Annotated in this window: 23 protein-coding genes; 18 read left to right on the plus strand and 5 right to left on the minus strand. The window is 70.1% G+C overall.

The annotated features are described in order from the left end of the window. The first annotated feature begins 24 nt into the window (after window positions 1-24). The 7 genes from cobO (at window position 25) to OXN85_00750 (ending at window position 6,692) form a co-directional block, all read left to right on the plus strand. Window positions 25-594 (plus strand): cob(I)yrinic acid a,c-diamide adenosyltransferase, encoded by a 570-nt coding sequence (cobO, locus tag OXN85_00720; protein MCY3598482.1) that lies wholly within the window; start codon window positions 25-27, stop codon window positions 592-594. After that, on the plus strand, window positions 591-713 hold the full coding sequence (locus tag OXN85_00725) for a hypothetical protein (protein ID MCY3598483.1): 123 nt from the start codon (window positions 591-593) through the stop codon (window positions 711-713). Before cobO ends, OXN85_00725 begins: the two co-directional genes overlap by 4 nt. Before the next feature lie 3 nt (window positions 714-716). Further along, complete coding sequence (locus OXN85_00730) at window positions 717-2,093, plus strand: cobyric acid synthase (GenBank protein MCY3598484.1); 1,377 nt, start codon at window positions 717-719, stop codon at window positions 2,091-2,093. 69 nt (window positions 2,094-2,162) lie between these two features. After that, window positions 2,163-3,191, plus strand: a complete 1,029-nt coding sequence (locus OXN85_00735) for an MBL fold metallo-hydrolase (protein ID MCY3598485.1) — start codon at window positions 2,163-2,165, stop codon at window positions 3,189-3,191. A gap of 11 nt (window positions 3,192-3,202) precedes the next feature. Beyond that, window positions 3,203-5,311, plus strand: a complete 2,109-nt coding sequence (locus OXN85_00740; GenBank protein ID MCY3598486.1) for an amidohydrolase family protein — start codon at window positions 3,203-3,205, stop codon at window positions 5,309-5,311. Continuing rightward, window positions 5,308-6,072, plus strand: a complete 765-nt coding sequence (locus OXN85_00745) for a sulfite exporter TauE/SafE family protein (protein MCY3598487.1) — start codon at window positions 5,308-5,310, stop codon at window positions 6,070-6,072. The genes OXN85_00740 and OXN85_00745 overlap by 4 nt, the downstream gene beginning before the upstream one ends. Next, window positions 6,069-6,692: a redoxin domain-containing protein gene (locus OXN85_00750; GenBank protein ID MCY3598488.1), complete on the plus strand. Its 624-nt coding sequence runs from the start codon at window positions 6,069-6,071 to the stop codon at window positions 6,690-6,692. Before OXN85_00745 ends, OXN85_00750 begins: the two co-directional genes overlap by 4 nt. On the opposite strand, the gene OXN85_00755 is transcribed toward OXN85_00750, so the two are convergent. Next, the gene (locus tag OXN85_00755; protein ID MCY3598489.1) at window positions 6,655-7,137 is read right to left on the minus strand and encodes a redoxin domain-containing protein; all 483 of its coding nucleotides are present in this window, start codon (window positions 7,135-7,137) and stop codon (window positions 6,655-6,657) included. The two genes, OXN85_00750 and OXN85_00755, sit on opposite strands and share 38 nt — an antisense overlap. 246 nt (window positions 7,138-7,383) lie before the next feature. Between OXN85_00755 and OXN85_00760 the strand changes: the two genes are divergently transcribed. The 3 genes from OXN85_00760 to OXN85_00770 are packed head-to-tail and all read left to right on the plus strand — an operon-like array spanning window position 7,384 to window position 10,723. After that, window positions 7,384-8,859 (plus strand): serine hydrolase, encoded by a 1,476-nt coding sequence (locus OXN85_00760; protein ID MCY3598490.1) that lies wholly within the window; start codon window positions 7,384-7,386, stop codon window positions 8,857-8,859. An 18-nt stretch (window positions 8,860-8,877) separates the two neighbouring features. Further along, entirely contained in the window at window positions 8,878-10,125 is a 1,248-nt protein-coding gene (locus tag OXN85_00765; GenBank protein MCY3598491.1) for an aminotransferase class I/II-fold pyridoxal phosphate-dependent enzyme, read from the plus strand. 43 nt (window positions 10,126-10,168) lie between these two features. Continuing rightward, window positions 10,169-10,723, plus strand: coding sequence for a rhodanese-like domain-containing protein (locus tag OXN85_00770; protein MCY3598492.1), 555 nt, complete (start codon window positions 10,169-10,171; stop codon window positions 10,721-10,723). A 16-nt stretch (window positions 10,724-10,739) separates the two neighbouring features. Here OXN85_00770 and OXN85_00775 read toward each other — a convergent pair whose 3' ends face one another. Both OXN85_00775 and OXN85_00780 read right to left on the minus strand, forming a co-directional pair. Further along, a complete protein-coding gene (locus OXN85_00775; protein MCY3598493.1) occupies window positions 10,740-12,275 on the minus strand; it encodes a hypothetical protein in 1,536 nt (511 codons plus the stop codon). Between the two features lie 8 nt (window positions 12,276-12,283). After that, complete coding sequence (locus tag OXN85_00780) at window positions 12,284-13,132, minus strand: aldolase/citrate lyase family protein (protein ID MCY3598494.1); 849 nt, start codon at window positions 13,130-13,132, stop codon at window positions 12,284-12,286. 113 nt (window positions 13,133-13,245) lie between these two features. Between OXN85_00780 and OXN85_00785 the strand changes: the two genes are divergently transcribed. Then, on the plus strand, window positions 13,246-14,322 hold the full coding sequence (locus tag OXN85_00785) for a histone deacetylase (GenBank protein MCY3598495.1): 1,077 nt from the start codon (window positions 13,246-13,248) through the stop codon (window positions 14,320-14,322). A 75-nt stretch (window positions 14,323-14,397) separates the two neighbouring features. On the opposite strand, the gene OXN85_00790 is transcribed toward OXN85_00785, so the two are convergent. Then, window positions 14,398-15,438 carry a DUF933 domain-containing protein gene (locus tag OXN85_00790; protein ID MCY3598496.1) on the minus strand — a complete coding sequence of 347 codons (1,041 nt, stop codon included), beginning with the start codon at window positions 15,436-15,438 and terminating at the stop codon, window positions 14,398-14,400. 29 nt (window positions 15,439-15,467) lie between these two features. Between OXN85_00790 and OXN85_00795 the strand changes: the two genes are divergently transcribed. Next, window positions 15,468-15,887: a DUF6165 family protein gene (locus OXN85_00795; protein MCY3598497.1), complete on the plus strand. Its 420-nt coding sequence runs from the start codon at window positions 15,468-15,470 to the stop codon at window positions 15,885-15,887. Between the two features lie 34 nt (window positions 15,888-15,921). Here OXN85_00795 and OXN85_00800 read toward each other — a convergent pair whose 3' ends face one another. After that, complete coding sequence (locus OXN85_00800; protein MCY3598498.1) at window positions 15,922-17,685, minus strand: serine hydrolase; 1,764 nt, start codon at window positions 17,683-17,685, stop codon at window positions 15,922-15,924. A 144-nt stretch (window positions 17,686-17,829) separates the two neighbouring features. On the opposite strand from OXN85_00800, the gene OXN85_00805 reads away from it, so the two are divergent. From OXN85_00805 to OXN85_00830, 6 genes are all read left to right on the plus strand, one after another. Next, complete coding sequence (locus tag OXN85_00805; GenBank protein MCY3598499.1) at window positions 17,830-19,098, plus strand: branched-chain amino acid ABC transporter substrate-binding protein; 1,269 nt, start codon at window positions 17,830-17,832, stop codon at window positions 19,096-19,098. Window positions 19,099-19,165: 67 nt separating this feature from the next. Then, the gene (locus OXN85_00810; protein MCY3598500.1) at window positions 19,166-20,344 is read left to right on the plus strand and encodes a cytochrome P450; all 1,179 of its coding nucleotides are present in this window, start codon (window positions 19,166-19,168) and stop codon (window positions 20,342-20,344) included. A 35-nt stretch (window positions 20,345-20,379) separates the two neighbouring features. Continuing rightward, window positions 20,380-20,619, plus strand: coding sequence for a ferredoxin (locus OXN85_00815; protein MCY3598501.1), 240 nt, complete (start codon window positions 20,380-20,382; stop codon window positions 20,617-20,619). Between the two features lie 15 nt (window positions 20,620-20,634). Beyond that, window positions 20,635-21,498, plus strand: coding sequence for a 3-methyl-2-oxobutanoate hydroxymethyltransferase (gene panB / locus OXN85_00820; GenBank protein MCY3598502.1), 864 nt, complete (start codon window positions 20,635-20,637; stop codon window positions 21,496-21,498). Beyond that, window positions 21,495-21,635, plus strand: a complete 141-nt coding sequence (locus tag OXN85_00825) for a hypothetical protein (GenBank protein ID MCY3598503.1) — start codon at window positions 21,495-21,497, stop codon at window positions 21,633-21,635. Before panB ends, OXN85_00825 begins: the two co-directional genes overlap by 4 nt. Window positions 21,636-21,650: 15 nt before the next feature. Next, on the plus strand, window positions 21,651-21,889 hold a 239-nt coding region (locus OXN85_00830), incomplete at its 3' end, for an NADPH:quinone reductase (GenBank protein MCY3598504.1).

Here is a 21,889-nt window from a genome sequence, read left to right on the forward strand (position 1 = left end):
GGCGCCCGGCATCCGAAGGCCCCGGTGCCGAAGCAGAGGACGCCCGGACCCTACCGCGTCCCGCCCCGCGAGCGGCGCACGGGTCTCGTCATCCTCAACACCGGCGACGGCAAGGGGAAGACGACGGCCGCCCTCGGTACGCTGCTGCGAGCCCGCGGCCGTGACATGACCGTGGCCATGCTGCAGTTCCTCAAGACCGAAGGCGTGCAGCGGGGCGAGCACATCGCGGCCGAGAAGCTCGGGGTCGAGATCGTGCCGATGGGCGCGGGATTTACCTGGCTCAGCGAGCGCATCGAGGAGGACCGCGCGCTGGCGCGCGAGTGCTGGGCGCAGTGCCGGGAGGTTCTCGACTCCGGGCGCTACGACATCGTGATCTTCGACGAGTTGACCTACCCCCTCGCATACGGCTGGCTGGACCACGGCGAGGTGCTGCCCGCGATCCGCGATCGTCCGGCCGGGACGCACGTGATCATCACCGGGCGCATGGCCACCCCGGAACTCATCGAGTTCGCGGATCTCGTCACCGAGATGAAGGACGTCAAGCACCCCTATCGGACGCGCGGCATCGGGGCGCAGCCCGGGTTGGAGCTGTGAGCGCACCCGTTCTCATGGTGCAGGGCACGGGCTCGGGCGTCGGCAAGTCGCTGCTCACGGCGGCCTTCTGCCGGCTCGCCCGCCGCCGCGGGATCGCCGTCGCTCCCTTCAAGGGCTAAAACATGTCAAACAACGCCGCAGTCACGGCCGACGGTGGCGAGATCGGGCGGGCGCAGGCGCTGCAGGCGCGGGCCGCGGGGCTGGACCCGCACGTCGACATGAACCCGGTCCTCCTCAAGCCGCTCGCCGACACGCGTTCCGAGGTCGTGCGACTGGGACGCACGGACCGAGGAGCGACCGACCTCCCGTGGCGCGAGCGCAAGCCCCGCCTCTGGCCCGTCGTGACCGATGCGCTCGCCCGCCTCCGCGACCGCGCCGAACTCGTGATCGCCGAGGGCGCGGGCAGCCCGGCCGAGACGAACCTGCGCGAGAGCGACATCGTCAACATGGCCGTGGCCCGCCACGCGTCCGCGAGCGTCGTGCTCATCGCCGACATCGACCGGGGCGGCGCCTTCGCCTCCCTCTACGGCACCTGGGCGCTCCTCTCCGCGGCCGACCGGGCGCTCTTCCGCGGTTTCATTCTCAACCGCTTCCGCGGGGATCCGGCACTCCTCGCGCCCGCCCCGGAGACCCTGCGTGAGCGCACCGGCGTGCGCGTCCTGGGCGTCGTCCCATGGATCGACCACAAACTGCCGGAAGAAGACGGCGGCCCTGCCCTCGACGCCGGACCCGGCAACGCCCCCGCCATCGCGGCGGCCGCCTACCCGCGCGCCTCCAACCTGGACGACCTCGACCCCCTGCGCCGTGAACCCGGCGTACGCCTGCGCTGGGTCCGCCGGGCGCGCGACCTGGCCGCCCTCGCGGCCCCGCCCGGACTTGCCGCCATCATCCTCCCGGGCTCGCGGAACACTCTCGACGATCTCCGCTGGATGAAGCGCACCGGCCTCGCGCACGCCGTCCGCGGCCTCGCGACGGACGGCATCCCGGTGGCGGGCCTCTGCGCCGGATACCAGATCATGGGCCGCCGGATCGCAGACCCGGCCGGCATCGAGGGTGGGGGCGAGGAGCGGGGACTGCGGATCCTGGACGTGCGCACCGAACTTGCCCCGAGCAAGGAGACGCGGCGGACGCGTGCGCGCATCACCGCCGCGCCCCCCGGCTGGCTGGAGGGTGAGGAAGGAGAGATCGTCGCCGGCTACGAGATCCACCACGGGCGCACGCGAGCCGCGTCCGGGCTCCGGCCGTGGCTCGCCGACGGGCCGCGCGACCTCGGGCACGCCGATGGCGCGCACTGGGGGTGTTACCTGCACGGCGCGTTCAGAAACGACCGCCTGCGCACGGGCTGGCTGCGTTCGCTCGGCCTCCGACCGAATGCGGCGGGCTGGGGCGGCTCGATCGACCGCGAACTCGACCGCCTCGCCGACACCGTCGAGCGCTGCCTGGATATCGACACCGTGTTCGAGGACGCACTGCGGCGGCCGGCCGCGACCCGAAGCTAGGTCTGGCGGGCGCGTCCCTCCTGGAGAGAAGATTCGAGTTGGGTTCTCTCGTCTTACGGAGGTTTGAAGATGGGTCGGCGGCTTTCTCTCCCGGTTTCCTGGCTCGCTCTTCCACTTCTCGTCGGCTGCGCGGCGCCCGACGACACCTCATCGGAGCCGGCCACGAACGCGGCCGATTCCGGCGCAGCCGACGCTACCGCGGCGGGGCCGGCGACGTCCGATCCGTACGCACACGGGTTCACGGACGCGGACTATCCGAGGGTGACCGAGGTCGCGGAGGATGTGTACGCGTACGAGCAGATCCATCCGACGGGAGGCGAGATCATCACGACGGTGAGCCTCATCGTCATCACCCCCGAGGGGGTACTCGTCGCGGACGGGCAGGAGAACCCCGAAGAGACGCAGCGGCTCGTCGACACGGTCGCGGGCCTGACCGACCAGCCGATCACGCACGTCGTCGTCGCCTCGGACCACGGGGACCACACGGGTGGGAACTCGGCCTTCCCCCCGGGCGCGCGCTTCTTCGCACACCCGACTTCGGCCGCGCTCCTGGAGGCAACCGCGTTGAACTTCAACCCACCCGAAGGCGCACCGCCGGTCATCGTCCCGACGGAGATGGTGGATCCCGACACGGTGCTCGAACTCGGCGGCCGCGAGATCCGGCTCCTCCACCTCGGCCGCGCCCACACGGGCGGCGACCTCGTGGTCTACGTGCCCGAGGGGAAGGTGCTGTTCATGAGCGAGACGTACCTGAAGCACATCTTCCCGGCCATGCGCTCGGCGTACCCGTCTGAATGGGTCGCGATGCTGGACCGGGCGATCGAGATGGACGTGGACGTGTACGTGCCGGGTCACGGGGTGATGGAGTCGCCCGCGATCCTCGAGGCGGAGCTGGTGTCGTTCCGGGACGCGGTGCGGGCCGTCGTGGAGGAGGCGACGCGGTTCCACGGTGAGGGGCTGAGCGCCGAGGAGGCAGCGGAGGCGGTCTCGTTCGGCGCCGTCGAGGAATGGTCGCTGCGGGACAGCCAGAAGCTGCGCGCAATCCGGCGGGTGTACCTGGAACTGAACGGACAGCTGTCGGGGTTTCTGGTCCCGTGATGGACGCGCGGATGAGGCGGAGGGTCGGGCTCGCCGCGGCGGTCGCGGGTTTCTCGGTCGTGGCGGGTATCGCGGCGGGAACCGGGCCGCTTCAGGCACAGTCGTACGTGACCGTGGACATCGGGGCCCGGGATCCCGCCTTCTCGCCGGATGGGTCGATGATCGCCGTCTCCATCCTGGGCAAGATCTGGACGCTTCCCGCCGAGGGCGGCCCGGCGCGCCAGCTCACGGACGGGGCCTCGTGGGACACGCGCCCCGCCTGGTCGCCGGACGGCCGCTTCCTCGCCTACGCCGCCAGATCCCGCCAGGGGGCCGACATCCTCGTCCGCAACATGGCCACCGGCGGCGTCCGCTTTCTGCACGGCGTCCCGGGGTCGGTCGGGCACATGCAGTTCCATCCGGACGGGAGCCACCTCTTCTTCGTCGACGACCGCTCGCAGTACGAGGCGCACGTGTGGCGGATCCCGCTCGCGGGCGGCGAGGCGGAACAGCTCACCCACACGCGGAGCTGGCACGAGTGGTCGTTCGCCCTCTCGCCCGATGGGAGTCGCATCCTCCTCGAGACGGGGCGCTTCGATGGCACCGACCTGTACGAACTAGACCTCGAGGAGATGTCGCTCGAACGGGTCACGGACACGCCGGAGCGTGAGATGGCGGTGGCGTGGAGCCCCGACGGTATGCGCCGCGCGCACGTGATGGCGCATAACGGTCTCGACGAGATCGTCGTGTCGGTTCCCGGGGAACGGCATCGGTTCGCCAGCGCCTTCGACCAGAAGCAACTCGCGTTCCATCCGTCCGGCGAGTGGCTGCTCGTCCTCGGCGGGCGGCGGATGCAGCGGCTGGACCTGGAGAGCGGCGAGTTCACGCCGATTCCCTTCGAGGCCCGGTTCGAGGTGGCCGGGGATCCCGCCGACGATCTGCTGATCACGAACGTCCGCCTGTTCGACGGCACGGGCGACGGGGCGGTTTCCGGGTCGGCGGTCCTCGTCCGGGACGGAAGGATCGCCGAGGTGAGGACGGGGGAAGACGGCGGAGTGCCCGAGGTCGCGCCGGGCACAACGGTCATCGACGGGGGCGGCCGCATGCTGCTCCCGGGGCTGATGGACAACCACTACCACTACTGGCAGCCCCTCGCCGGCGCGGACCTGCTGGCCGCCGGAATCACCGCGATCCGCGACCCGGGCTCGGCGATCCAGGACGCGATGGACTTCAAGGACGCGGTGCGTCTCGGCGTCCTGGCCGGGCCCGACGTGTACACGGCCGGCCCCCTGATCGACGGCCCCGCCGGCTACCACCCCCTCGTCGACGTGAGCATCGACGACCCCGCGGCCGCTCCGGCGCTCGTCCGCGCGCTGAAGGCGCAGGGCGTGGATCTGCTCAAGGCGTACTTCCTCCTCGACCCGGACGTGCTCGCGGCCGTCGTGGCGGAGGCGCGCGTACAGGGGCTCCCGGTCACGGGCCACATCGGGGTGCGCACGGGTTGGCGGCAGGCGATCGAAGCCGGAATCAGCGGGTTCAACCACATCCGGGTGTGGCGCGACTTCCTCCCGCTCGAGATCCAGGTCGACGGACGGGACATGTCGCTCGACGGCGGACGGAACCCGGTCGGACGCATGCAGGCCGACTGGCGGGAGATCGATCCGGCGAGCCCCGAGGTCACGTCCCTCCTCGAACTCATGGCCGAGACCGAGACGGGACTCGACCCGACCCTCTACATCCAGGGCGTCGATGACGAGGACCGCGCGCGCTTCTCGCTCGAAGGGTTCCACACGGCCCGGCAGGCGTACGAGCGCATGGGCGAGTTCGTCCGGCGCGCGGTCGAGGCCGGGGTCCCGCTGCTCGCGGGCACGGACAACGTGGGGCTGTTCAACGAACTCGAGGCCTACGCGGAGGCCGGCGTGCCGAACGCCGCGATCCTGCGGGCCGCGACGGCGAACGGCGCGCGCTGGCTCGGGAAGGAGGACGATTTCGGGACGGTGGAGCCGGGGCGCCGCGCGCACCTCATCCTCGTGGATGGCGACCCGCTGGCCGACATCGCCGACCTGCGGAACATCGATCTCGTCGTGAAGGATGGCGTGATCGTCTTCGGCGGCCCGCCGACCGAACCGCTGGTCCCGTGATCGACCCGGTCGCAACGGGCGCCGTCGAGGCGGCCACGCTCGCGGCGCTGCAGGTCGAGCCGGCGGGCGGGCTCCTCCCGGCGCTCTCCGATAACCCGTTCCTCGCACTCGGCGCGCTCTTCGCGGCGGGCGTCCTCACGAGCACGAACCCGTGCATCTGGCCGATGATCCCGATCACCTTCTCCGTCATCTCCGGCACGGCGGGCGAAACCCAGTCGCGAAAGCGCACCGTCGGCCTGACGCTGACCTACGCCCTGGGACTGGCGCTCCTCTATTCCGTGCTCGGCGTCATCGCCGGGCTCAGCGGCACCGTCCTGGGCTCGATCGGGGCCAGTTTCTGGGCCCTGTTCGCGACCGGGAACCTCCTCCTCTTCTTCTCATTGTTCATGCTCGATGTCTTCCCGGTCCCGGTGCCGAAGCGGCTCCTCGCGTGGGCGGGCAGCCGCGGCGGCGGATCCTACCGCGCCGTGTTCCTCCTCGGGGCGACGTCCGGCATCGTGGCGGCGCCGTGCGGGGCGCCCGCCTTCGCGGTCGTCCTCACCTGGGTCGTCGCGGAACAGGCGGGCCTCATGGGTTTCGTCTACCTGTTCACCTTCTCCATCGGCATGACCGCCGTGCTCATCGCGGTCGGGCTGTTCTCGGGGACGGTCGCCGTACTGCCGAAGTCGGGGACGTGGATGATCTGGATGAAACGGGCCGCGGCCGTCATCATGATCGGGATGGCGCAGTTCTACCTGATCAGGGCGGGATACTTGATGTGAACACGAAACCGGGACGGATCCCCCGTTACGCGACGGCCACGGCGTTCGCCGCGCTGGTCGCGCTGGGGGCGTTCGCCGCGCTCGCCGTGGCGGCGCCTCTCCACGCGCAGGCGGGCGCGGGGCAGGTGAGCCTCGCCCCCGGGACGCCGGGTCCGGACGCCACGCTGCAGGATCTGGACGGCAACGAGGTCCAGCTTCTCGACTATGCGGACGGCAAGCCGGCGCTGTTCGAGTTCTGGGCCGCGTGGTGCGAACAGTGCGAGGGGCTGCAGCCCGAGATCGACCGGGTACAGGCCGACTTCGGAGACCGCGTGAACGTCGTCGCGGTGGCGGTCGCGGTGGCTCAATCGCTGCGCCGCGTCCGGCGCCACGCGGAGGCGCACGGGGCGGAATACCCCTATCTGTGGGATGCGGACGGCGCCGCGGTGCGCGCCTACTCGGCGACCACGACGTCGATCGTCGTGATCCTCGACGCGGAAGGGAAGGTGGCCTACACCGGCGTCGGCCCCGACCAGGATCTCGTCGGGGCCGTCACCGGAATCCTCGCTGTCGATTCTGCGACCGGTTCTGCTGCGGGTGCCGCTACGGGTCCACGGGCTCCGGCGTCACCTCGTCGATGATGGCGGCGAGTTCGTCGTAGGCGGCGGGGTCGACCTGGTTGAAGCTCGGGATCACTCCCGCCACGCGCCCGTCGGGCCCCACCACGATCACGGCGCGGCTGTCCACCGCGTTGCTGTCCCTCAGGCCTCCGCCGAAGTCGACGTAGGTCCCCCCATCGTTGCCCGCGTCGCTCGCGAACAGGAAGGGGAAGTCCTCGTCCTTCAGCCATGACGCGAGTTCGTCGACCGGGTCGTTCGAGATGCCGACGAGGACCACGTTCCGGCCCTCGTTGAACAGACTTGCGTACTGATCACGGTACGCTCTCATCTGAACCGTTCAGCCACGCGTCCTGACTCTGAAGAAAAAGGCGAGGACGACCGTCTCGCCCCGGTAGTCGCTGAGGCGGATCGGGTTCTCCAGCGCCCCGTACCGCGTCGCGCCCGGCAGCGCGAAGTCCGGCGCCATCTCGCCCACCGCGAGCAGTTGCGAGTCCTGCGCGCTCACCGGGGCCGCGCCTCCGATGGCGAGCGTTCCGGCCAGGCCCAAGGCGAGGGCTGCGGCCAGGACAAGTCTCCGCATGTCTCGGTCCTTTCGTGCGGGTGGAAGACAGGTGGAAGAGCCATGCCGAAGGGTGGCGCGCCCTCCCCGTTCGCGCCAGAGTTGAGCAACGGTTCAAGTCCGATTCCGACCCTGCCCTAAAGGAGGCGCCTCATGATCCGTCAGTCCCGAGGCCGTCCATGGCGTCGTGCCATCGCCTTCGTCATCGCCGTCGTTCTCGCGACCCCCGTGTCCGGGTGCGCGCAGGGGAACGGCGATCCCGTGAACGACCCGCGCTTTGAGCAGGCGGTGGCGCTGTTCGAGGCGTGGCTCGACGCGAAGATGGCGTACGAGAAGATCCCCGGCGTGTCCGCGGCGCTCGTGCACGACCAGGATCTCGTCTGGTCCCGCGGCTACGGGTACGCGCACCGCGAGACCGGGGTGCCGGCCACGCCGTCGACGATGTATTCGGTGTGCTCGATTTCGAAGCTCTTCACCTCCATCGGCGTGATGCAGCAGCGTGACGAGGGCAAGCTGGATCTCGACGATCCCGTCTCCGCGCACCTTCCATGGTACGACCTCGAGCAGGTGTTTCCCGACGGTCCGAACGTGAGCGTGGAGGGGATCCTCACCCACTCCTCGGGGCTCCCGCGCGAATCGGCGCACCCCTACTGGACGGGCCCCGACCATCCCTTCCCGACGCGGGACGAGATCATCGAAGGACTCTCCGGGCAGGAGACGCTCTATCCCGGCCGCCGCTACTTCCAGTACTCGAACCTGGGGATGGCGCTGGCGGGGCAACTGATCGAGGAGGCTTCCGGGATGGCGTACGACGAGTACATCCGGAGCCGGATCCTGGAGCCGCTGGGGATGTCCGACACCTACACCGACATTCCCGTCGAGCACCAGGGAGGCCGCTACGCCACCGGATATTCGCGGCTCGAGCGGGGTGGCCAGCGGGCCGAGGCCCCCTTCTTCCAGGCGCTGGGGATGGCGTCCGCGGCGGGGTTCGCCTCCACCGTGGAGGATCTGGCGCGCCTCGCCTCGTGGCAGTTCCGCCTGCTGGAACATGGGGGGACGGAGATCCTTGACGTCAACACGCTGCGGGAGATGCACCGCGTGCACTGGGTCGACCCCGACTTCGACACGATGTGGGGGCTCGGGTTCGCGGTCTCGCGCCGCGACGGAGAGCGCGCGGTGGGCCACGGCGGGAGCTGTCCGGGCTTCCGCTCGACCTTCCAGATCCTTCCGGGGAAGAAGCTGGCGGGCGTGGTGATGATGAACGCCCTCGCCAATCCCACCGACGTGTGGACGAAGATGATGGCGACGCTGGGCGCGGCCTTCGAGGAGGCCAGGGACGACCCCGGCGGCGGCACCGCGCGCCCGGCATCCCTCGCGGAATACGAGGGACTGTACCAGTCCACGTGGGGAGAGTCGGTCATCCTCCGGTGGGACGATGGTCTCGCGGCACTCGGCCTGCCCTCGAATGATCCGGTCGAGGGAATGACGAAGCTGCGGCATGAGGGCGGCGATACGTTCCGGCGCATGCGGGACGACGGCGAGCCGGGAGAGGCGTACATCTTCCACCGCGAAGACGGGGCCATCGCCCGGTACAGCGTGCACGGCAACTTCTCGAACAAAGTCCGGTAACGGAGGATGACGGCGACGATGACGACCCTTTCCGGTCCTTCCGGCAGCCTCATACCCGCAGCGGCCGCGCGCGAAGGGAACGACCCGATCTTCGCCCTGCACGGCGAGGCCGTGCGCCGGGCCGCGGCCGGCGAGTCGATCCTGAACTCGACGCTCGGGGCGCTGATGGACGACGACGGGAGCCTCGCGGTGATGCCCGCGGCCGCCGAGGCGCTGGGGCGCGTGCCGCACGCGCGCGCCGCCGGCTATGCGCCGATCTCCGGAGACCCTCCGTACCTCGCCGCGGTGATCGCGGACCTGTTCGGGGAGGGCGGGCTGGCCGAGCAGGCGGTCGCCGTCGCGACGCCCGGGAGCACCGGCGCGATCCACCACGCGATCCTGAACTTCCTCGAGCCCGGACAGGCGGCGCTCACGCCCAGCTACTACTGGGGTCCGTACCACACGATCTCGACCCATTCGGGACGCGCGGTCGAGACCTTCAACATGTTCGACGCCGGGATCCGTCTCGATGTCGAAGCGTTCCGGGCGGGGCTCGAAGGCCAGATCGAGCGGCAGGGGCGGTCGCTCGTCCTCTTCAACTTCCCCTGCAACAACCCCACCGGTTATTCGCTCGACGAATCGGAGTGGGAGGCCGTGGCGGAGATCGTGCGGGAGGTCGGCCGGCGGGGTCCGGTCGCGTTCCTCCTCGACCACGCGTACGCGAAGTTCGGGGACGAAGGGTCCAACGGCTGGATCGGCCACCTCCCGCGGATGATGGAGTCCGCGACGGTGCTCGTGGGCTGGACCGTGTCGAAGTCGTTCGCCCTCTACGGCGCGCGTGTGGGGGCGCTGGTGGCGCTCCACCGGGAGGCGGAGGAGCGGCAGCGGATCTCCAACGCGCTCGGCTTCTCGTGCCGGGCCACGTGGTCGAACTGCAACCACCTCGGGCTGCTCGGCGCCACCGAACTCCTCACCGATCCGGAGCTGCGCCGGCGCACGGATGAGGAGCGCGCGGGGATGATTCGTCTCCTCAACGAGCGCGTCGAGGTGTTCAACGAACTCGCGGGGCGGGCGGGGCTGTCCTACCCCCGCTACGAGGGCGGCTTCTTCGTCTCCGTGTTCACGCCCGACGCGGAGGTGACGGCCGCAACCATGCGCGAGGCGGCGGTGTACGTGGTCCCGATGGAGGGCGCGGTGCGGATCGCGCTGTGCGCCACGCCGGCGCACTCGATTCCCCGGCTCGTCGACGCGCTGGCCGAGGGGATCGCGACCGCCCGCGCCGCCTGAACGGCCCGTGCCGGAGAACGACGATCTGTCCGTGAGAAAGAAGATGGAACGACACAAGGCAGTACCGGTCCTTACGCCGACGCTTCCGGTTCTGGCGTCGGCCCTCGTACTCCTCGCGGCCACCGGTTGTACCGGCCAGACGCCGGCCGCGGGCTTGACGGACGACGAGAAGCTCGCGCGCGTGGAAGAGATGGTGGCGGAGGTCGAACGGCGCTTTCCCGACGTGGAGGCCGTCACCGTGGAAGACGTCGGGCGGCTGCTCGAGACCGGCAGCGTCGTGCTCGTCGACGCCCGGGCGCCCCGCGAGCGCGAGGTCTCCTGGATTCCCGGCTCCATCACCTCCGACGAGTTCGAGCAGGACCCCGACCGGTACGCGGACCGCACCGTCGTGGCGTACTGCACGATCGGCCACCGGAGTTCCGAGTACGCAAAGCGGCAGAACGAGCAGGGCCGGCGCGTGCTGAACCTGCGCGGCAGCCTCCTCGCGTGGACCCACGCCGGCGCGCCGCTCGTGGGCCCCGATGGGCCGACCCACCGCCTGCACGTCTACGGCGAAACCTGGAACCTCGCCCCCGCCCGCTACGAAACGACCTGGTAGCGCCGGCGCGTGCAGGCTAGGGGACCAGGTTTGCGCCGGATGTGCGGGTGATGAACGTCGCCAGCGTTTCCCGCCACTGCGGGAGCAGGCTCTCCTCCACGTACATCATGTGGCCGGCGGCGAAGTCGTCCCGCGTGATGTTGTCGCGCAGGTCCGGCGGCAGGCCGAGTTGCTCCAGCGACCACACGATGGGGAAGTACGGCGTCGCGAAGTCGTAGATCCCGTTGATGAGCAGGACCTCGAGGCGCGGGTTTCGTTCGATCGCGTGCGCGAGGTCGGGTCCCACGTTGAGCGCCGAGCCGCCGAAGGGTCCGCGCCGGCCGCCCTCCCGCTCCCAGTTCCACGGGCGCGCCATCCCGCTGGGCCAGTACTCGCGGTCGCCGTCGTAGCCGAGTTCATCCCGCACGTACGTGTTGAAGAGGGAGGTGTAGGCAGAACTGATGGCCGAGGACTGCGCGTCGTGGTCGGGGGTCGTGTCGAGCAGGTCTCCCGTGGGCCCCGTGAACCGGGTGTCGAGCCGGGCCAGCGTGAGCCGCCGGTCCCGCAGCAGTTCCTTCTCGAACTCGGGGGCGGAGACGCGCAGGTCGGCCTTGTCGAGATACTCCAGGCTCAGCCCCGTGTACTCGTGCATCTGCCGCAGCACGCGCGCGCGCTGGTCGGGGTCCACGGCGGTGCCGGCGAGCAGCGTCTGCGCGTAGTCGGTCAGCGCCCACGCCTCGACCTCCTTCATGAACGTCTCGAGGTCGTCGGGGCGGCCCCCGGGCAGCATGTCGTGGTACTCGGCGGCGACCGCGAAGGACGGGACATTCGTGATAAACCCGATATGGGACCCGTCTGGAAACTGGAGCGTGTTGAAGTCGATGACGGCGGAGACGAGCACGATCCCGTTGAGGTCGATGTTCGCGCTCTGCAGGTGGCGGGCGAGCAGCACGGACCGCGTCGTGCCGTAGCTCTCGCCGAGGATGTAACGGGGCGAATTCCAGCGGCGGTTCTCGCTCAGGAACCGGCGGATGAACTGCGTGAGGGAGGCGGCGTCCTCGTCCATCCCCCAGAAATGGGTCCCGTCGGCATCGCCCGCGGGGCGGCTGAACCCCGTCCCGATCGGGTCCACCATCACGACGTCGGCGACGTCGAGCACCGTGTAGCCGTTGTCGACGAGCGGGTACGGTGGCGGCGCCTGCTGCCCCACGTTGGGCGTGACCACTCGGCGCGGCCCCATGATTCCCATGTGGAGCCAGAAGGAGGCGGACCCGGGTCCCCCGTTGTAGGCGAAGATGATGGGGCGCGTGGAGGGATCGTCGCCGTTCGTCCGGAAGTACCCCGTGTAGAAGAGTTCCCCCGTCGCGTTCTCCTCGTTGTCGCGGAGGATGACGCTGCCGACGACGGCCCGGTATTCGACGGTCTCCCCGTCCACGACGATGGAATGGTTCGATTCCCAGCGCGAAGGCTCGGGCTCGTTTCCGTTTCCGCCTCCGGAGCCTTCCTGGGCGAGCGTGCCCGCGGGCAGCAGGCCGAGCGCGACGACGGACGTGATCAGGCTGAGCGACTTCATCTTTCCTCCTAGCGGCCGGCGGCGGCCATTCCGAGGGCGACGGCTTCCGGCTGGGTCACGATGATCACGCGGAACCCCTGCTCGATCCGCATGGCGATGTCGTCCACGCCGGCCGTGACCCCGCACGGCACGTCGAACTCGAGACAGGCGGCGAGCACGATCTGGATCGCCTCCTCCACCTTCTCCATGTCTCCGTCGTAGACGCGCCGGAGATCGCCCGGCCCGGGGGAGACGGCGCTGACGCCGGGGGTGGAGACGATCTGCCGCACATTGTCGATTCCCAACTGGTCCTCGATGAGGAGGAAGCTGATCAGGTGGCCGTCGGGATTGCCGGGCCAGGCGGCGTTGCCGAGCGCGTCAACGGCGAGGGCCGCCTCCTCGGCGGTCTCGACATGCGGGTAGACGATGCCGGAGATGCCGGCCGCCAGACCCTGCGCGGCACGATCCCGCGCCTCGTCGTGCCCATCCCGGATCGGGGGGATCCGCAGCAGCATCGGGTGGGGCATCATGTGCCCCGAGGCTTCCGACATCGCGGCGGCGTAGCTCTCGAGCGCGGGAATGTCGAAGGGGCCGGACTCCAGCGAGTAGAACACGAAATCGAGGGGACGGTTCGCGGCCATGGCGGCGCCGGCCTCGGGCGTGTGATCTCCGGAGAAGAGTCCGAAGATCGCATCCCCGGCGGCGAGCCGGTCCACGATCCGCGTGTCCGCGGCCTCTTCGGCCTCAGCCATGGCGTCGGTCTCCTCCTCTCCCGGGGCTCCTCCGCAACCCTGGAACAGGGCCAGGCCTCCCGTGACGCTCCCCAGCAGGAGGAGGGTGCGGAGGGGAGGGTTCCTGTGCGTGTTTCCGGCGGCCATGGGATACCTCGGGGTCAGGGGGGCCGGTCGAACGCTCGCGACGAGTTCTCGCGGAGGGCTCGCGACCCACGTCAAGCCTCGATTAGTCTAGTTTCAGGAAAGGGGGTCCCGCCATGCGCACGCCGAGAGATTTCGCCCGCACGCGAAGGGAGTTCATCGAGGAGGCTGCCCTGGGTGTCGCGGGCTTCGGCCTGCTTCCGGCCACGGCCTGGGCCTGCGCGGAGGCCCCCGACGCGGGGGAGTTGGAGAGCGCCTCGAGCGACGCCGCTTCCACCCCGGCGACGGGGACCGGACTCGTTTGGGACGACCGCTACCTGGACCACGTCCTGATCCGGCCGGACGGCGCACGCCCCCCGGAGATTCCCGACCGCCTCGTGCGCATCCGGGAGGAACTCGTCGCGCGGGGGCTCGACGCGGCCACCGTGCCGCTCGCTCCGGCCGCCGAGGCGATGCCGCACATCGAGGCGCTCCACACGCCGGAGCATGTGGCGTCGATCCGCGAAATCGAGGTATCCGGTCCGGTCGCCGAACTCGCCGTGTCCGGCGCGTTGACCGCGATCGATGCCGTCGTCGCGGAGCAGGTGCGGAACGCCTTCTGCGCGGTCCGTCCTCCGGGTCACCACGCGAACAACACCGGCGCCGAGGAGGGGTTCTGCTACTACAGCAACGCCGCCGTGGCCGCCAGGTACGCGCAGCAGGTGCACGGGTTCGAGCGGGTGCTCGTCATCGACTGGGACTACCACCACGGGAACGCGACGCAGAACGCCTTCTACGACGATCCTTCCGTGCTCTTCTTCTCCGCCCACGACTGGGCCGCCTATCCGCGCACGGGCGACCCGGCCCTCACCGGAGAAGGGGACGGAGCAGGACTCAACATCAACGTGCATCTCGACTGCGGCGCCACGGACGCCGACATGCTGGGCCGCTGGGATGACACCCTCTCGCCGGCCGTCGCCGCCTTCGACCCGGACTTCGTGATCCTCTCCGCGGGCTTCGACAGCCGCGTCGACGACCTCCTGGGCTGCTTCGCGCTCACGGACGACGCCTTCCGGCGCATGACGCGGACCGCGATGGACTACGCAGACACCTGCTGCGAAGGGCGCGTCGTCTCGCTGCTGGAGGGCGGCTACAACCTCGACGGCACCGCGCTCGCCACAGCCGCCCACATCGAGACGCTGCTCGAAGGATAGGGGTCAATCCCCCGGAGACGGGGGCCCCTGCTTCATTTAAGGGCAGCAAGCGACGCGGTGGCTTGGCCGGACGGGTCAGACGTTGAAGCGGATGTGGAGGATGTCGCCGTCTTCGACGACGTAGTCCCTGCCCTCGACCTGTAGCAGGCCCGCCTCCTTCACGGCCTGTTCGGAGCCGTACTTCGCGAACACCTCGTAGGGGATGACCTCCGCGCGGATGAAGCCGCGTTCCATGTCGGAATGGACCCGGCCCGCCGCCCGCCGGGCGCGCGTGCCGCGCCGGATCGTCCAGGCGCGCACTTCGGCGGGGGCGGCGGTGAAGAAGGAGATGAGGTCGAGGAGTCCGTAGGCCGAGCGGATGAAGCGGGCGAGCGCCGGTTCGCGCAGGCCGAGCGCCTCCACGAAGGCGGCCCGGTCTTCCGGCTCGAGGTCGGCGATCTCCGCCTCGACGGGCGCGGACAGCGCCAGGCCGCCGGCCCCCATCGCGGCGAGTCGCGCGGCGAGCGCCGGCGGCAGCGCCTCCCCGGCGCGATCCTCGCTGCGGTTCAGCACGGCGAGCAGCGGACGGTCCGTCAGGAGGCCGTAGCCGCGGAACGGCGCGCGGTCCAGTTCCGCCCGGGGCACGGTCCGCAGCGGCTGCTCGCGTTCGAGCGCCCCCAGCGCCCCTTCGAAGGCGGCGATCTCGACGGCGTCCGCTCCCTCGCGACGCGCCCGGTCCAGCCGGCGCTCGACGATGTCGAGATCGGAGAGCAGACACTCCGTGGCGAAAGCCTCGAGTTCGCCCTCCGCGTCCGGCGGGTCGGCCAGCGCCGGGTTGTCGAAGTCCCTCAGGACGAGGCAGAGCGCCTCCTGGTCGCGGATCTGCTGGAGCCCGCGCGGCGACAGGCCCTTGCTCGCCGCGCCGTGCTCCCCCGGAATGTCGCAGAACCGCATCTCCGCGTACGTCGTCCTGCGCGGGGACAGGAGGGCGCTGAGCGCATCGATTCGCGCATCCGGAACCCGCACCGTACCCAGCCGCATCTCGCCGCCGAACCCGACCGGGACGCCGAGTCCCGTCATCGCGTTGAACACCGTCGTCTTGCCGGCGCCCGCGAACCCCACGAGCCCAATCTTCACCGCGTCCTCTCTCCGCTTATCTTCGGTGCGTGAATATCCAAATCCCGGTCTCCGCCGGCGAACTCATCGACCGCATCACCATCCTGCGACTGAAACAGTCCCGGATCCGCGACCCCCGGAAGCTCGCGAACGTGAACTCCGAGCTCGAGCGCCTCCAGGAGATCTGCGAGCAGACGATCGGGCCGCTCGAGGGAGCCCCGCTCCGCGTCACGAAACGCCTCGGGGAACTGGAAGCGGTGAACCGGGGCATATGGGATGTCGAGGACAAGTTGCGCGCTCTGGAACGTGCCCGCGACTTCGGCCACCGCTTCATCGAAGCGGCGCGGCAAGTCTACCGCCTCAACGACGAACGTCACCGCCTCAAGCGCGCCCTCAGCGAGGACTACGGCTCTGCGATCCTCGAGGAGAAGTCGCACGCGTCCGCCGACCCGGAGACGGACCCGGCGTAGTCGCGGACTGCGGAGGGTCGCGGACTCGGCCCGGTCACGGGCAGAATGGGTCGAGGCGGTCGGCCACCGCGGCCAGGCCGTCCACCGGTGAGACGTCGCTCCCCGTCACCTTCGAGATCCGGATCGCGACGATGCCGTTGGGGAAGAGGACGACGCGGTGCCCGCCCCAGCCCGACATGCGCGGGAGGTCGACGACGCAGCCCCCTTCGCCGACGTAGTTCTGGTGCCAGACCGCGAGGTAGTAGCTGGGCTGCCCGATCTCGACGGGCGGGCCGAAGGCGATCCCCCGCGCGTCCGTCCGGTACAACACCTCGGCCGTCAACTCGGGGTGCAGCAGAGGCTCGCCCGCGTGCATGCCCCCGTTCTGGAGCAGCCGCGCGATCTTCGCGAGGTCGTCCAACGTCGGGTAGTAACCCTGTGACATCTGCGGCAGCGTGAGCGAGCCGTCCGCCTCGACGAGCCGGTTGGTCGGCACGTGCGGCACGCCGATGGGTCGGTACACCTCGTCCTCCAGCATCTCCCACAGATCGGCCTCCGGACCGGCCCGATGCTTGAGGTAGGCGTCCATCGCCGCGCCGATGAGGAACGCGTCCTGGTCGCGGTAGCGGACGACCTCGCCGGGTCCCCACGGATGGTTCGAGGCGCGGAACACCTGCCGGATCCGCTCGTCCTTCGAAATCGCCGTGTACCAGTCGTCGTAGCCGATCAGGTAGCCGTCGCCCGTGTTGTTGGGCTCGGTCCGCGTCGATCCCTCTCCCACCCCCGTGGCCATGTTGAGGACGTCCCGGAAGCGGACGTCCTCCCAGCCGTCGTGTTCCGCCGTGACGTTCAGGTGGTCGGCCACGCGCTCCTCGAGGATCTCGCGCCCGTAGCGCTGCGCCAGCCGCAGCGCGGCCACCGTGTTCCCGGTGGACTTGGTGACGGACCAGATCCCGAAACGCTGCTCCCGGCAGAAGGGAAGCTCCCCGAACGGCGTGGGGCAGTCGGCGGCGTAGAGCGTGTCCCGCACGAGGAAGGCGGCCGTGACCATGTTCGCGGTATTCATGTCCCCGTGCATGGCGTCGAACACGGCGTCTCCCACCCGCGGGCGCAGGTCGGAGATCGGGCGCAGGGGCAGACGCCGCGCCTTCTCGGCGGCGAAGGCCTCGATCGCCCCCGCCGGCGCCGGGCCCGGCGCAAACTCCGCCGCGAGCTGGCCCCACATCAACCGCCGCTGCACGAGGAAGTAGGGCCGTCCCTGGGTCACGGTCTGGAAGCGGACGCCCGACACCTCCCGGTCGTTGAAGGCGAAGGTCGCAACCCCGTTGTACGTCTCGTTCTCGACGGAACTCGCGAGTTGCAGCGGGAACGCCGCCCGCGACCATGCTTCCCCCGGCTCGGCCCAGACGGTTCCGGGCCCGACCAGGACATCCCAATAACTCCCGGCTTCGGTGCGCGTGCCGGAGACGATGAGATTGCGGTTCCACGGGATCAGGTCGCGGCCATCCGCGACGAATCCCAGCGACACGTCGGGGAAGCGCTTCGTGTCCCGCCCCATGAAGCGGCGCGGATCGAGTTCCGCGGGCTCCGTCTCGATCTCGGCCCCGGCGAGCGTGATGACGCCGGAGAAGGGATGCCGGGCGGGCTCCGCTTCGGACGAGGGGAGAAAGCGGTCGTTGGGGAGCATGGCGGGCGGGGGCCAGGCCCCGCGGGTCAGCTCTTCGAGGGGGATCGGAGCGGAAGCGCCGGGGCCGCCCGCGCCTCCGCAGGCGCCTGAGAGCAGAAGCGCGGCCAGCAGCGGAAGCCGGTTTCGAGTCATCGCGATCCTTTCCGAGCGGTGCACGTCACGTCGGTCACCCCTCGGCGAACCCCGCGGTTGCCGCCGCCGGGGCGTCTTGGAGGCGCCGAGACCTGTGCGTAGCTTGCGGCGGGAGCATACGAACTGTCACGAGGGGGAGTGAATATGCACGCATGGCGGGGAACCGTTCGACACGCCGGGATCGTGGTTCTGGCGGCCGTACTGGCGGTCTCATGCGATGGAAGTACCGGGCCGTCGAGCTTCGAGCCGGGACCGCTGGGAACCGTGACGATCCTGCGCGGCGAGTCGGTGCGGATCCGTTCCCTGCTGTCGATGACGGGCGCGCCATCGCTCGGGGTCGCGGCGCGGCGCGGCGTGGAGCTTGCCGTCCGCGACGTGGGCACCGTCCTCGGCCGCGGCGTCGACCTCGGCGACCCGGTGGACTCCAGGTGCTCCCCCGAGGGCGGGCGGGCCGGCGCCGCCGAGATCGTCGCCGATCCGCAGGTGGTGGGCGTCATCGGCACCTCCTGCTCGGCCGCCGCGGTGGCCGCCTCCCCGGTGATCAGCCGGGCGGGGTTCGCGATGATCGCGCCGAGCACCACGTCGCCGGTGCTGACCTCCGATCTGGCGGGCACCCCGAGCCCGGACCATCACCCCGGCTATTTCCGCGTCGCCAACAACGACCTCTACCAGGCGCGGGCCGTGGCGGACTTCGCCTACACTCATCTCGGCCTCCGTCGGATCGTCACGCTGCACGACGGGGATCCCTACACGACGGCGCTGACGAACGCTTTCGGGGACGCCTTCCGCGCGGTCGGCGGAGAGGTACCCGTCGCCACCGGAATCGCGAAGGGTCAGACGGACATGACGTCCGTGCTCGCGGAGTTCGCGGCCGCCGGGCCGGACGGGATCTTCTTCCCGCTCTTCGTCCCCGAAGGGTCGCCGTTCGCGGCGCAGGCGCGTGGGTTCGATGGCCTCGAGGGCGCGACGCTGATCTCGGGTGCGGCCCTCCTCGTGTCGGAGTTCCTGGCGGAGCCGCAGTCCGAGGGGATCTACTTCGCCGGGCCCCAGTCGGACTATCGCGGCAACGTCAACGCGGTGACCGGGAAGAGCGCCGAGACCGTCAGCGCCGCGTACAATGCCGAGTACGGCGAGCATCCCTCGACCCCGTATTGGGCGCTCGCCTACGATGCGACGACGTTCCTGCTCGACGCCATCGGCGCCGTGGCGGTGGAGGAGGGCGGACGGCTCTACATCGACCGCGCCGCGCTGCGCGCGCGGATCGGAGCCCATGGGATCGAGGGCCTGATCGGCACGATCTCCTGCGACGCCTTCGGCGACTGCGGAACCGGACGTCAGCTCATCTACCACCACACGGACTCGAGCGTCACGGATGTCGACCGGTTGCCCGTCGTCTACCGGTTTTCCCCCTAGCAGGCCGTCACGGGCCGCCAGGGCCGCCGACCCGCCGGCGGATCTCGACGACCTCTTCGCGGAAGAGGTGATCGCGCGCCCGTACGCAACCTTCGCGCGGTTGCGGGAGCGGGATCCCGTCCACTGGAACGAGAAGTTCGGGCTGTGGGTCGTGACCGGATACGATCCCGTCGTCTGGATCCTCCGGCACCACGAACTCTTCTCCTCGGCGGTGATCCGGGGCGTTCAGGGGGCGCCGTACCCGCCGGTGCTGCCCGAGGACGCGCCCCTGTTCGACGAGGTCAGGACGTTCCGCGCGGATCAACTCGTGGAGCAGGACCGTCCCGCACACCTCGAGCAGCGGAAGACGGTTCACTCCTTCTTCACGCCGACGGCGATGGAAGGCTGGCGACCCTTCGTGCGCCGGGCGGTCGACGAACTCCTCGACGAGCTGTGGCCCAGGGGACGGATGAACGTCGTCACCGACCTCGCGGCGCCGCTCCCCGTGCGGATTATCGCCCGGCTGATGGGCGTCCCCCGCGAGGACATGGACACGCTTCGGGGGCTCGCGGACAGCATCCTCCACCTGAATCGCGGCGAACCCGACCGGCTGCGGCCCCTGACGGAGGGGATTCGCGGGATCGTGGAGTACGCCCGCCCGTTCGTCGAGGAGCGGCTCCGGAATCCCGGCGACGACCTGATTTCGGCTCTGGCGCAGGGGGAAAACGACGGCGTCTTCACGCGGCACCAGGTGCTCGTGAATACGGGGCTGATGCTGTTCGCGGGACACGAGACGACGATGAACCTGATCTGCAACGGTCTCCGCGCCTTTATCGAGCATCCCGCGCAGTGGGACAGGCTGAGAGCGGACCCGGACCGCTTCGCCCGGACGGCGACCGAGGAGTGTCTCCGCTTCGATCCGCCGGTGAAGTCCACCCAGCGCATCGTCGCGCGCGAGGCCGAACTGTGCGGGAAGACGCTGTCGCCCGGAGAGCGGATCCGCTGGATCATCGCGGCGGCGAACCGGGACCCGTCCGTGTTCGAGGACCCGGACCGGTTCGATATCGGGCGCCAGCCGAACCCGCATCTCTCCTTCGGGTCGGGGATCCACTACTGCCTCGGGGTCGCGCTCGCGCGCATGGAGGGACAGGAGGTGTTCGGCGGGCTGGCGCGCCGCTTCGAGCGCTTCGCCCTCGACACGGACGAACTGCGCTACCAGCCCAGCATCCAATTCCGCTCCATCGAATCCATGCCCGTGACATGGTGAGGGCCGCATGGTGAGGATCGCATGGTGAGGATCGCATGGTGAGGATCGAGGTCGATCACGGGCTCTGCGTCGGCAACGCGATGTGCGTGGCCACCGCGCCCGGCGTGTTCGCGCACAACGAGAACCGCCAGTCGACGGTCGTCGATGCCGAGGGCGACCCGGAAGCTCTGGTCCTCGAAGCGGCGGCGAACTGTCCCGTGAGCGCGATCCGTGTGATGGACGGAGACACCGGCCGCTCGCTGTTCCCGCCGGAGCCGGGCGCGGGAGGCGTGTGACAGGGGGATGATCCAATGACGCGAACCATGAGCGTGCCGGGCGGGGGCGGGGGCTCCGAAGCAAGGAAGCGGACGACGTTCGACCTCGTGGCGATGAAGGCGCGCGGCGAGAAGATCGTCGCCATCACCGCCTACGACGCGCTCTTCGCATCGCTCGTGGACGCGGCGGGCGTGGACCTGATTCTCGTGGGCGACTCCCTGGCGAGCGTCCTGTGCGGAGAGGAGACGACGCTTTCCGCCACGGTGGAGCAGATGACGTACCACGGCCGGATCGTGACGCGGGGGGCGACGCGCGCCTTCGTCGTCGTCGACATGCCCTTCCTGAGCTACCAGGTCTCGCGCGCGGAGGCCGTACGAAACGCCGGGAACATCCTCAAGCACACCGGAGCCGGCGCCGTGAAGCTCGAGGGCGGGTTCGAGGCCGTCGACGCGGTGCGGGCGATCGTCCGGGCGGGGATTCCCGTGATGGGCCACCTCGGGTTCACGCCGCAATCGGTGCACGCGCTCGGGGGACACCGGATTCAGGGGAAGGACGAAGAGGCTGCGGCCCGGCTGGTGGAGGAAGCCGTCGCGCTGGAGGAGGCGGGGGTCTTCTCCATCGTCCTCGAGTTGATGCCGACCGCCGCGGCCCGGCGGGTGACGGAGGCCATCTCCGTCCCGACGATCGGGATCGGAGCCGGCCCGGAGTGCGACGGACAGGTGCTCGTGCTGCACGACATGCTGGGCCTGAACGAAGGGTTCAGCGCCCGTTTTCTGAAACGGTACGCCGAATTGGGGAAAGCCACGCGGGAGGCCGTCGCGCGCTACGCCGAGCAAGTGCGGGCGGGAAGTTATCCCGCGGAGGAACACGGCTACGAATCGACCGGGGACGGGGGTTGAGCGACGTGTCCGCGCTCGGCCTCTTCCTCACTTCCGGCGCAGGTGCGAAGATATCCGGGCAGGCACTTCCCGCGGACGGACACACGGAGGGCCTGAGTTCCGGCGCGGACACGGACAGCGACCCCAGCGGCGAATAGCGAGAGAAGGACGACATGCGAGCGGCATGGTACACGAAACTGGGGTCGGCAGGCGACGTTCTGGAGGTAGGGGAGCGGGAGACGCCGGTGCCCGGCCCCGGCGAAGTTCGGGTCCGCGTACGCACCTCCGGAATCAACCCCGTCGACGTAAAGCGGCGAGCCGGCGGCCGCGGCGCGCTCGACTCCACGCTCGTGGTGCCGCACTTCGACGGCGCCGGGGTCATCGACCAGGTGGGAGACGGCGTCGATGCCGG

This window comes from Candidatus Palauibacter australiensis, assembly GCA_026705295.1.
GTDB classification, from domain to species: domain Bacteria; phylum Gemmatimonadota; class Gemmatimonadetes; order Palauibacterales; family Palauibacteraceae; genus Palauibacter; species Palauibacter australiensis.